The 11490-nt window shown below is 71.9% G+C and carries 6 protein-coding genes and 2 pseudogenes; 7 read left to right on the top strand and 1 reads right to left on the bottom strand.

Features of this window, described 5'->3' with window-relative positions:
* Positions 1-40: 40 nt before the first annotated feature.
* Complete coding sequence (locus LCE31_RS28890) at positions 41-2992, bottom strand: helix-turn-helix transcriptional regulator (RefSeq protein WP_225019390.1); 2952 nt, start codon at positions 2990-2992, stop codon at positions 41-43.
* A 189-nt stretch (positions 2993-3181) separates the two neighbouring features.
* Here LCE31_RS28890 and LCE31_RS28885 point away from each other — a divergent pair, with 189 nt between their 5' ends.
* The 7 genes and pseudogenes from LCE31_RS28885 to LCE31_RS28855 all read left to right on the top strand — a co-directional run.
* Positions 3182-5947: an ATP-binding protein gene (locus LCE31_RS28885; protein ID WP_225019388.1), complete on the top strand. Its 2766-nt coding sequence runs from the start codon at positions 3182-3184 to the stop codon at positions 5945-5947.
* A gap of 161 nt (positions 5948-6108) precedes the next feature.
* Positions 6109-6423 (top strand): annotated as a pseudogene (locus LCE31_RS28880) (transposase); the annotation flags it as partial.
* A gap of 169 nt (positions 6424-6592) precedes the next feature.
* Complete coding sequence (locus tag LCE31_RS28875; protein ID WP_225019386.1) at positions 6593-7702, top strand: FecCD family ABC transporter permease; 1110 nt, start codon at positions 6593-6595, stop codon at positions 7700-7702.
* 530 nt (positions 7703-8232) lie between these two features.
* Positions 8233-9273: an ABC transporter substrate-binding protein gene (locus LCE31_RS28870; protein ID WP_225019384.1), complete on the top strand. Its 1041-nt coding sequence runs from the start codon at positions 8233-8235 to the stop codon at positions 9271-9273.
* Positions 9270-10091 (top strand): ABC transporter ATP-binding protein, encoded by an 822-nt coding sequence (locus LCE31_RS28865; RefSeq protein ID WP_225019382.1) that lies wholly within the window; start codon positions 9270-9272, stop codon positions 10089-10091. The genes LCE31_RS28870 and LCE31_RS28865 overlap by 4 nt, the downstream gene beginning before the upstream one ends.
* Positions 10092-10124: 33 nt before the next feature.
* Entirely contained in the window at positions 10125-10922 is a 798-nt protein-coding gene (locus LCE31_RS28860) for a class I SAM-dependent methyltransferase (protein WP_225019380.1), read from the top strand.
* Between the two features lie 149 nt (positions 10923-11071).
* Positions 11072-11490: pseudogene (locus tag LCE31_RS28855) on the top strand (hypothetical protein); the annotation flags it as partial.

Below are 11490 nucleotides of genomic sequence, written 5' to 3'. Positions count from 1 at the left end.
CCCCTGCGTCCCCCTGCGTCCCCTCGCGTCCCTCCGGCCCTCAGGGCTCCACCGGGACCAGCCGGCCCGCGAGGGCCGCCGCCACCAGATCGACCCGGGAGCGGCAGCCGGTCCTGGCGAACAGGCGTGTCAGGTACTGCTCCACGGTCTTCTCGCCCATCCCGAGCCGCAGCGCGATCTGCCGGTTGGTCAGGCCCTCGCCGAGCAGTTCCACGACGCGCCGCTCGGCGTGGGCGCGCGCCGCCCCCCCCCCCGGGGGCCGCCCCCCCCCCCCCCCCCCCCCCCCCCCCCCCCCCCGGGGGGGGGGGGGCGCCGGGNNCGGCCGCGCTTGCTGCGGGTTGGTCCGGCCCGCGCCGTGCTGTCCCACCCGGGGCGGGGGGGCCCCCCCCCGCGCCCCCCGGGGGGGGGGGGCCGGGGGCGCCGACACCCCGCGCTCGCGGCTCAGCGACCGGATCTGTTTGATCAGGAGGGACGCGCCGCACCGTGTCGCCAGTTCGTGCGCCTCCCGCAGCCAGGGCCGCGGATCGTCGGCGAGCCGCGCGACGGCAAGGCAGGATTCGAGCAGCGCGGGGACGCTCCTTCCCCGTTCCCTGGCCAGGCCGACGGCGTCCCGGGTCGCGGCGAGGTCACCGCGCACCAGGCCGCGCGCGAGGCGGAGTTCGTCCGTCGCGTGCACGCGCGCGCCGTCCCTGTGCAGGAGTTCGATCTCGTCGAGCAGGGCGCAGGCGCCCTCGTGGTCCCGGGCGTCGACCGCGGTCCGCACGGCCCGCGTCAGCAGCAGGTCGAGCCCGGCGTAGAGCCCGGCGGCCCGCAGCCGCCGTCCCGCCCGGCGGGCGAGCTCGATCGCCTCGCGGCTCTCCCCCCTCTTGGCGAACAGGCCGACACGCACCCAGATCCGCAGGGCGGCGAGCCGCGGCACGGGGGCCGCGTCGGCCAGCCACTCCGCCGCCTGCCGGAACTCGCCGCGCGCGGCGCACATGTCGGCCGCGAACAGCCGGGCCGCGTGGTGCGCCAGCGTCTCGACGGAGCTGGAAAGCTCCAGCTCACGCACTGCGGAGTGGGCCCCGGGCCAGTCCCCCGAGCCGTAACCGCGCACCACCCGGTGGTAGGTGCCGAGCACCCCGTCGGGTCTGAGCCGGTAGCGGGGACCCGCCACGATCCGCGCCACCGCGGCCATGTCGACCACGGAGGCCGCCTCCCTCAGCCGCCGCTGGTCCGGCGTGTCCGCCGCACGGCCCGGCGGGTGCCAGAGCCGCTCGCAGCCTTCGGAACTCCCGTACAGGGCGGCGCTCAGCAGCTCCAGTTCCTCGCTGCTGACCGGGGCGTCGCCGCCGGCCCAGTGGACCGGTCCGTGCGGCGCCGGCCTGCCCGCCGTGGGAGCCAGACGGTGGCCGAACCACCACAGCGAGAAGCTGAGCGGCTCCCGGCCGGGAAGCTCCTCGTCGAGCAGAGCCCGCAGGGGCTCCTCCTCGGGCGGCTCACCGGTGTGCAGGGCGAGCAGCACGGCGGCCAGCCGCATCTGGGCCAGGTTCCCCGCGGCGCAGCCACCCTCCGCGTACCTGCTGAGCACACCGCGCAGCACCTCGTACCTGCCGGTACGAATCACCAGGTCGACCAGGAGGGCCAGCCCGGTGGCGTACGCGGAGCCGTCCTGCGGCAGGCGGTTGAGCGCGGCGGCGCACCACAGCGTCGCGCGCTCGGGCTGGTCGTTCGCCTCGGCCGCCGCCATGGCGAGCAGTCGGCGGACCGTCTCCGCGTCGAGCGCCACGGCCGTTCCACCGAGTGCGACATGGTCACCGAGCGCTTCGAGGCCGGCCCCGGCGTACTGCCGTCCCCCGGCCAGCAGGCGCCCGGCGAGCTCCGCGTGCAGAACGGTGCCCCGGCCGTCCTGCGACCAGCGGGCCGCGGAGGCGGCGAGCGCCGGGCACCGGCAGCGCACCCGCCCTTCCGCGTCGACGACCAGCACGTCCGCGTCGACCAAGGTGTCGAGCATGCGGCCGCAGTCGTCGGGCCGGGCCCCGAGCACGCCGGCGAGGAGCGTCAGGTCGTCCACCGCGGCTCCTTCCCACACGGCCACCGACGCCGTCAGGCGCTCCGCCAGGTCGCCGAGCCCTCTGACCCGGCGCAGGAGGTGGTCGTCCGCGGGGAGTTCGATCGGGCGGGCGGGGTCGCGCAGGCAGGTGCGCCCGCGGTGGGACACGAGCCGGCCGTTCGCACGCAGCGCGGCGACGGTCCGCAGCAGGGTGCCGGGGCGGGTGAACAGCGGGCCGAGCGCCGCCCGCAGCGCCACCGGTACCGCCTCGTCGGGACGCGTGCCCGCCGCGCGCCGCACCAGCGACTCCGCGACGTCGTCGGCCAGCGGCCCCAGGGCCACCACCCGGTCGGCCGTGGAGAGCAGTTCGACCAGCCCGCGCGAGAGGGCCGCGCCCTCCTCGCGGACGGCGGCGAGCACCGGGCAGCCGGCCCTTCTGGCCGCGTCGAGCAGGGGAGCGGGCTCGGCGATGTCCTGCGCGTCGTCGACGAGGACGGCGACGCGGCCCTGCCGGGCGAGCCGGCCGAACAGCACGTCGAACGCGGCCACCGTCCCCGGGTCCCAGCCGGCGCCCACCGGCCCATCCGCCGCGTCCGCCCGGGCCGTCGGACCGAAGGTGTCCGCCCGTCCGACGGGACCGAGCGCGTCCGCCCGGGCCACCGAGCCGAGGGCGTCCGCGAGTCCCGCGTCCTCGAACTGCTCGAAGTGGTCGCGTACGGCACGGACCAGCGCCGTGGCGCCGAAGGTGTCGGCGCGGTCGCCCGCGGGGCGCGCGGGCAGCACGCGCCACCCCTCCGCGCACAGCGTCCTGCCCACCGTGGCCAGCAGCGAGGTCCTGCCGATGCCCGCCGGTCCCCGCAGCACGGTGAGGCTCGGCGCGCCGTCTGCCAACGCTCTGCTCAATAAGCCGAGTTCGTCGTCCCTGCCCTGTATCGCGGTGCGGTCCCTGACCGTGGACATCGGTCTCCTCCTCCGACGCGCCGGCAGGCAGGACGCAGCCGGCCTGCCGGGAGGTTCGCGTGTGGGCACATGGTGGGCGGCCGCCGTGGGCCGCACGAGTCCTCCGGCCTGTGCGGCTGCCCCGACAGGGCAGGATGCCTGCCCAAAGTACCTGTGTCGAGAGCGACTTGGCGTGGGCATACTGACAAAGTGATCACTGACTCGGCCGGTGCGGCCGAAGCCGGCCGACCGCCGCGGCGCGTGCTGTTCGGCCGGAAGGACACCGTCGCGCGGCTCATCGACACCGCCACGGCCCCCGAGGCCGCCCCCCTCGTCCTGCTCGACGGCCCGATCGGCGTCGGCCGCACCTCGGTGCTCTCGGCCGTCGAGGACGGGCTGCGGGCGCTCGCCTTCGACACCGTGACGCTGCGGCTGATGCCGGCCGAACGCTCCCGCCCCTTCTCCCTCGCCTTGCGGCTCTCCGCCGAACTGGACTCCCGCTTACGGGCCTTGGGTACGGAGCGGCAGGCGCACACGGCCGGCCCGCCCACCCAGCGCCTGGCCGCCGAGCTGCGTTCCGCGATCATCGCGGGGGACAAACTCGTGGTCCTCATCGACGATGTGCAGTGGGCGGACGCCGACTCCCTCGCGCTGCTCCTGCCGATGGTGCGCATGCTGGCGACCAGGCCGGTCTCCTTCGTCTGCGCCCTCTCCCGCGCGCCGCGCGGCCTCGGCCCCCACCGGGACCTGCTGGGGCGGCTGCGCGCCGCGGGACTCGTCAAGAACGTGCACCTGAGGCCACTGGGCGAGTCGGCCGTACGCGCCCTGGTCGCCCACGAGTTACAGGCCGGCCCCTCGGGGCCGCTGGCGTCGCACCTCCACCACTACTGCCGCGGCATCCCCGCCGCCGTACTCGCCGCGGGGGGCGGCCCCCGCAGGAGCGGAACCCTGCGGGTCTACGACCGGCTCGCCTACCTCGTACCGCCCGACCGCCCGCCCGAGCGGCCCGTCGGCCTGCCGGTGGTCGAGTACCTGCGGGGGCTGGGCGAGCCGGTCTGGCTGGTGGCCAAGGCACTTGCCGTGCTGCATCCGCTGGGCGCCGCCGCCACCCCGCTGGTCGCGGAGGCCGTGGGCACCGGCGAGGAAGAGGTACGCGCCGTTGCGGCGCTGCTGTGCGCCGAGGGTGTGCTGCGGGCGGAACGGGGCGCCGCCCACTGGCGGTTCCGCCTGCCGCTCCTGCCCGCCGCGCTCACCGCCTGCCTCGGCGAGTACGAGCGGCGCAGGCTCGCGCAGCTCGCCGTCACCGCGATCTGGGCGGGGAAGGCCGCGGCGGACGGCACGTACCTCGCCGAACAGCTGGTCGTCGCGGGGCGGTTCGTCAACTCGCGCAGGGCCGCGGGAGAGCTGCTCGCCCGGGGGGCCGCCGCCATGCTGGACGACGGCGGGCTCGCGGAACGCTGGCTGCGGGCCGCCGCCGATCTGTCCACGGACCCGGACCGGCGTGTCAGGGCGCTGCTCGCGCACGCCGCCACCTGCTGCATCCACCTGCGCTTCACCGACGCCCTGCGCAGCGCCGGGGAAGTGCTCTCCCGCCACGCCCGCAACGTCTCGCCCGAGGACCTGCTCGAAACGGAGCTGATCTACATAGCCTCCCTCGCGGGCACCTTCCAGACCGAGAAGCTCGACCAGATCTGCGCGGACGGCTGGCGTTCGCTGCCGGGCGGCGAGGGGAACAGGATCGTGGCCAGGGCCACGGCCCTCGGCCATCTGGACCGCTGGCGCGAGGCGGCCGGGCACCTGGAGGCGACCCGTGACGTCTGGACGGCGGACAACGTTGTCGTCGCCGGGCTCGGCCAGCTGATCCTGGAGTGCGTCTCGGCCTATCTGGGCAAGCCGGCGGCCTTCGAACGCGCCCTCGCCGACCCGGCGCGCTGGCCACTGTGGGAGAGCGGCAGGCGGCACCGGTTCGAGCGGCTGTCCACGCTGGCGAGAACCTCGCTGACCTTCGGTGAACTCGGCTCGGCGATGCGGCTGTTGGGTGAGCACGGGCTGCCGTCCGAATACCGGCCCCTGCCCGACCGGGTGGTGACGTACAGCCAGGCCGGGCAGTGGGACAGGGCGCTCGACCTGGCCAGGCAGGGCCTGGTCATGGACTCCTCGGTCGGCGATCTGCCCAGCCACACGCTGATGTGCCGGGAGACGAGCCGCATCCTCGGCGCGTGCGGCCGGCTCACCCAGGCCCGCGCGGTACTCGCGAGGGCGCGCACCGTGCAGCCCGTCCTGTTGCACCTGCTGGCCGCGCCCGAGGCCGACCTCGAACTCGCGCTGGGAGAGACGGGCCGGGCCGACCGGGCCGTCGAGGAGGGGCTGCGCCGTGCCGTCGAGCGCGGCATGCTCGTCGGCACGGACGAACTGTGGGCGCGCAAGGCGGATTGCCGGCTGGCCGCGGGCGACCGGGAGGGGGCGGAGAGCTGCCTGGCCGAGGTCACGAGAGTCGACGAGCTGACGGGGACGGGGAGGGCCCGGCTGTTCCGGCTGCTCACCACCGCCGTCGTGCACGGGGACCCGGGGGCCGGGGCCGAGGCGCTGCGTACCGCGCGCCGGCGCGGTCAGCCGCTGGAACAGGCGGACACGATCGTCGCCACGGTCCGGCACCACGTGGCCGACGCCGCGCTCCTGCGCGAGGCGTACGAGCTATACGGCGACCTCGGCGCGCTGCTTCGCCGGGCACGGCTGCGCATCGTGATGCGGGAGCGCCACGTCGCCGTGCCGGGCCGCGGCGAAACGAGCTCGGAGGACGACCGGCTGCTGGCCACCCTGGTGACCGAGGGCCTGACCAACCGGGAGCTGGCCGCCGTGCTGGGACGCAGCGAGAAGGGCGTGGAGGGCCGCCTCAGCAGACTCTTCCGCCGCACCGGCCACCGCTCACGGGTCGAACTGGCCTCGGCCGTACTGACGGGCGAGTTCCCGCTCTGAGCCCGCCCTGACGCGTCGAGCGTGACGGGCGAGTTCCCGCCCTGACCCGCCCTGACGCGCCGAGCGCCACGTGGCCGGCATCCGGCCGCTCCCGCGGGACTGTGGCGACGGGGTCCTCACGCGGGAGCCGCCGAGGCTCGTCAAAAGGGGCTCCGGCAGGCGAGCCGCACGACCATGCCCTCGGACGGTCCCGCGGCGGGCCGGCCACGAAGGTCCATTTCCCCGCCGACAGCCGCTGTCGGCCCCTCGCCTTCGTCCTCACCCCCGGCCGGGCCGGTGACGCACCCGCGTTCACGCAGGTCATGAACCGCCTGCGGGTGCCCAGGCCGGTCGGCCGCCCGCGCATCACACCGGAGGTGGTGCCCGCCGACAAGGCATACTCCTCCCGCGCGATCCGTGCCCACCTGCGCAGACGCGGTATCCGCGCGGTCATTCCGCAGCCCGTCGACCAGCCCGCCGACCGTCGACGCCGCGGCTCCCATGCATGGGTAGCGCTATTGCGACTTATTCGCAATAAAGATACTGTCGCGCTCGGCCGTCAACCCTGCCCTGCGGGGGTGCTTGGCGATGTCAGCACTGGTGGCATCCGTGATCGCTGTGACGCGTGTGGACAAGGGGAGTCGTGATCGGTAACAGATGGGGTACTTGACTGCCGATCGCGTCGCAAGCACTGACGAGGCCGGGCGGCGGGAGGATGACCTCGACGCGGCACGGCACCGTCGCCGCGCCGCCGGCTGGATGATCGGTCTGTCCGTGTCACTGCTGGTCGTGATGACGCTGGCTGTCGGCATCGGCCCGGTGGTCATCGGCCCGGCAGAGGTCGCGGACATCATCCTGCACCATCTCTTCGGATGGCCCCGCCAATCGACATGGCCCTTGTCCGACAACGCCATCGTCTGGCAGATCCGAACCCCCCGGGTGATTCTGGGCGCTCTCGTCGGAGGAGGTCTCGCCGCCGCAGGGGCCGCTCTGCAAGCGATGGTGCGGAACATGCTGGCTGAGCCGTATCTGCTCGGTGTGACATCGGGAGCGTCGTCAGGTGCCGCCGCACTCATCCTGTTCGGCGTGGGCGTCAGCGCGGGGATCTACTCACTGACCCTCACCGCCTTTGCCGGAGCTCTCGCGGCGTCAGTCGCTGTGTTCTTCCTCGCTCGAATCGGCGGGCGTGTCACCTCCGTGCGGCTCCTGTTGGGCGGCGTTGCCGTCGGATACGCGCTCTCAGCGCTCACCAGCTTCTTGCTGTTCGCTGCCCCTGCGTCGGACCAGGCCGGGACCCAGGCCGTCCTGTTCTTCCTGCTGGGATCTTTGACCAGGGCAGCGTGGTCCTCCCTGTGGGCCGTGACGATCGTGGTGATCGCGATGCTTGCGCTGCTGACCCTGTGGGGCCGCAGGCTCGATGCGCTGGCCATCGGCGACGACACCTGCCGAACGCTCGGGATCTCACCAACGCGCCTGCGTGCGCAACTGCTTGTCATTGTCGCGCTGGGCGTCGGCGCCGCGGTCGCCGTCTCCGGGGGCATCGGGTTTGTCGGCCTGGTCGTGCCTCATTTCGCCCGACGTCTGGTCGGATCGGGCCATCGGCGGGTCATTCCCATCGCCGGGCTCATCGGGGCGATCTTCCTGGTTGTCGCCGACGCCATCGCACGAATCGTGATCGAGCCGACCGAGTTGCCGATAGGAATCGTGACCGCCTTCGTCGGCGTGCCGTTCCTCCTGACACTTGTGCGTCACTTCCAGCCTGCGACCGACTCGTAACACCTCGGAGAGGTATCACACGTGCTGAGGAAGTCGAGCGGCGACGGCCAGGTCCGTCGAGAAGGAGCTGAACGCCTCTTGTTCGCCGAAGACTTGCCTGTCCCGCGGGCAGTGGCGGAGCCGGTGGAGGAGCCGGTCGAACAGGTGCCGCCAGGCTTGGGCGCGCCAGTTCCCGGTGTCCTGGTGATGGCGGTGACGCGCGTCGGCTCCGGGCGAGGCGTTCAGGGCGGCGAAGGCCCGAACGACCCCGGCCGTGATCAGCCGGTCGTTCTTGGCGACGCGCAGGATGCCGGCCGGGGCCAGGGCCAGGGGGTCGCCCGACGTCGCGGGGGCGCTTGGCCCGGTCGATGCCGCAGTGCACGTTCGATCCGTACTCCGTACTCCTTACTCCTTGACCTGGGCGTCCGTGCAGGTGGCAAGCCCGCCTGGGGCACGCGGCCACCGCGCAACCCGTCCGTACCGCTCAGTCCAGCAGCCCCCTCGCAGGGCCGGGCTGGAACCGCCAACTCACGAATGAGGAGATCGCCCGCATGGCGAAAAAGCCATGTTCCGTGTTTGCTGCCCTGGCCGTCGTCACACTGCTTGTCGCCGGATGCGGATCGAGTCGTACGGACTCCTCGGCCCAGGACTCCTCGAGTCGGGCCAGTGGTACGACCGCGGCGACCGGTTTCCCACTGACCGTCGAGAATTGTGGCCGCAAAGTGACGATCAAGAGTCCGCCACAGCGCGTCGTGCTCCTCGGTGACGAAGAAGTACCGCTGCTCGCGAGCGTAGGCGCACTGGGCAAGGTCGTAGCGAAGATCGGGGACTATCCCACGGGGATCTTCGGCAGCTCCGTCGACGCGGCGCTCGCCAAGATACCCAACCTCAACAGCCGGGTCGCCGGCGGTGGTGGAGCACAGGCGTCGCTGGAGAGCGTGATCAGTCAGAAGCCGGATCTAGTCATCGGGTACGAGACAACGACGGTTACTCGCGCGGGCCTTCAGCAGGCCGGCATACCCCTGGTCGTCAACCCGTCCTTCTGCGGCGAGGTCGGCGGAGGCGACCGCGGCGCCACAGTCGAACCAGTGTCATTCGGCAACGTCTACGATCAGGTTTCCTTCTATGGCCAACTCTTCGGACGACGCGCGCAAGCGACGTCCGGGGTGGCCCAACTGAAGGACCGTATCGCCGCAGTGAGAAACGGTTACCAGCGTACGTCTCGCACGGCCGCCGCGCTGTACGTGGGCAAGTCGGCCGGGCTCATCGAGGCGTACGGCGGCGGTTCGATGGTCAATGCGGAGCTGCAGGCGGCCGGACTGGTCAATGTATTCGGATCGGCGAAGTCACGGGTGTTCTCCGTCTCGACCGAATCGCTGCTGGCCAAGGACCCCGATGTGCTCATCCTGTTGTCCACAGGTGATCCGTCGTCCTACAGGGGAAAGCTCCTTCAGGTGGCCGGGACCGAGGACCTCTCCGCGGTCAAGACCAACTCACTGATGCCTGAGTTCTATCTCTACGCCGATCCGGCGACACAGTTGACGGTCACAGGCGCGGAGCGCCTTGCGCGGAAATTCGGCACCGCGAAATGATCACCGCAGAAGGAGTGTCCTTCGCCTACGCCAGAGCCAGCATCCTGAAAAATGTCGCGCTGAAGGCATCGACGGGACATGTTCTGGGGCTGATCGGCCCCAACGGGAGCGGCAAGACCACGTTTCTGCGCACGCTCTATGCCGGGCTCAAACCCGGCGCCGGGCTGATCCGCGTCGACGACACACCGATCGGCGACCTTTCGGTGAAGCAGGTTTCGCGCAGTATCGCCGTGGTCTCACAGGAGTCCGTCGGTGAGCTTCCCATTACGGTGCGGGAGATGGTCCTGCTCGGGCGCCTTCCCCACCGCTCCGGGTTCGACCGCCTGAGCCGAGCCGACCATGCCCAGGCCGCGGCAGCACTGCGCCGCGTGGGCGCGCGACACCTCGCCGAGCGCAGCTACGGATCACTCTCCGGTGGAGAGAAGCAACGGGTGCTCATTGCACGTTCCCTCGCCCAGGACGCCCGGCATCTGCTTCTCGACGAGCCGACCAACCATCTCGACATCCGCTATCAGCACGACATCCTTCAGCTCGTCCGCAGTCTCGACGTGACGACGGTGGTCGTGTTGCACGACCTCAATCTGTCGGCACGGTACTGCGACGAACTCGTCCTGCTGGACGGCGGACAGGTCGCCTGCTGCGGGACGCCGGACGAGGTGCTCGTACCGCGCGTACTCGAACCGGTCTATGGAATCGGCATCGACCGGATCACGATTCGCGGCCAGGCGCATCTCATCTTCACTCCGCATGGCCCAGGCCCGGAGCCGACGGACAGTGGGCAGGGACCGGACCGGGCAGATCAAGACGTCAATCAGTAGCGGGCCACTGCGCCATCTCGACAAGGAGCAACCATGACATCGCAGTCGGGGACCAGCCAGACAGCGAACTGGGAGGACTGGACCGAGCGCTGGGACAAGCAGCAGACAGCCTATCTACCCGTACGTGAACAACGTTTTGACGTGATGTCCACGGTCACCACCATGCTTCGGGGAGAGGACTGCACGATACTCGACCTCGCGTGCGGCCCCGGCTCTCTCAGCAAGCGGTTCCTGTCCCTGCACCCACGCTCGCGCAGCATCGGAATCGACTTCGACCCCGTGCTGCTTGAGCTGGCGGCACGAACCATCGGCGATGTGGAGGGCAGGCTGACACTGCTGCGCGCGGACGTGACGGACCCCAACTGGATCGATCTGCTCGCCGGCCGACCGGTTGACGCCGTCCTCACAACGACAGCCCTGCACTGGCTGACCGCAGACCAGTTGGTGCGGTTGTACCGTCAACTCGCCGACGTGTTGCCTCCTGGCGCCGTCCTGCTCAACGGCGACCACATGGCGTTCGACGCGCACCAGCCGACACTTCAGCGGGTGGCATCCACGATCAAGGAGGAGCGCTGGAGCGGAGCGTTCAGCGCGGAAGGCAGCGAAGACTACGACCAGTGGTGGACCGCCCTGGAGAATTACTCCGACTCGCTTCCGAGCGCCGAACGGCTTCCGTTCGAAGAACGGCGTCAGGGCGCCGGCCGGCACCAGGCCGTCAAGCGGCGGCCCGGTCTCGACCTGCACGCAAGCACACTGCGCGACGCCGGCTTCGCCGAGGTCGGCGTCATTTGGGCAAACCTCGACAACCGATTGCTGATGGCTGTGCGCTGAGCCGACTTCCACGTGCCGTACGAGGCCCCCCTCCTGACGGGCTCAGATGAACGATCGACTGCCTCCAGGGGGACCATCGCCGGGAAGCTGAGGCGTGATGCCCGGCGACCACCACGGCCCGCGGAGCGCGTGCGGGTACGGGGGCAGGGATGCGCGGCGTCGGCAGCCGGTTCCCGCTTGCGGTCGTGGCCGGGTGGCGCGGGCCAAGGCACCTCGTCCCCGGCGGGATCGCGGGTGTGGAGACCGATCATGCCGAAGGCGGTGAGTGCCGCAGTGACGGCGGCAGCCACGCCACACAGCAGGAACGCGGTGCCGAAGCCGTTGCCCAGAGCGTCTCGGACGGCGCCGGTGAGTTGTGGGCGGTGGTGTCCCAGGCCGGGGCCGTGCTGCTGGTGGAGACGGTCAGCAGGGCCGGGCTGGGCCGCGCGGTATCGACGGCGCTTGCGCCGTGGCGTCACCCGAGGGCGGTGCACGATCCGGGGAACGGGCCGCGCGGGCCGCAGCCCGTGAGCACATCTGCCGGACGTGATCAAGGGCGGTGCGGGACCCTGGGCAGACAGGGTCCCGC

The organism is Streptomyces sp. 8L (genome assembly GCF_020176795.1).
Taxonomy (GTDB): domain Bacteria; phylum Actinomycetota; class Actinomycetes; order Streptomycetales; family Streptomycetaceae; genus Streptomyces.
Note: the sequence above shows the minus strand (reverse complement) of the source record. Positions and strands in the feature narration are given on the sequence as shown.

Bases quoted from the DNA above. Each gene is read 5' to 3' on its own strand.
- LCE31_RS28870 (WP_225019384.1), top strand. From the start codon at position 8,233: ATGGCGAAAAAGCCATGTTCCGTGTTTGCTGCCCTGGCCGTCGTCACA.
- LCE31_RS28865 (WP_225019382.1), top strand. From the start codon at position 9,270: ATGATCACCGCAGAAGGAGTGTCCTTCGCCTACGCCAGAGCCAGCATC.
- LCE31_RS28860 (WP_225019380.1), top strand. From the start codon at position 10,125: ATGACATCGCAGTCGGGGACCAGCCAGACAGCGAACTGGGAGGACTGG.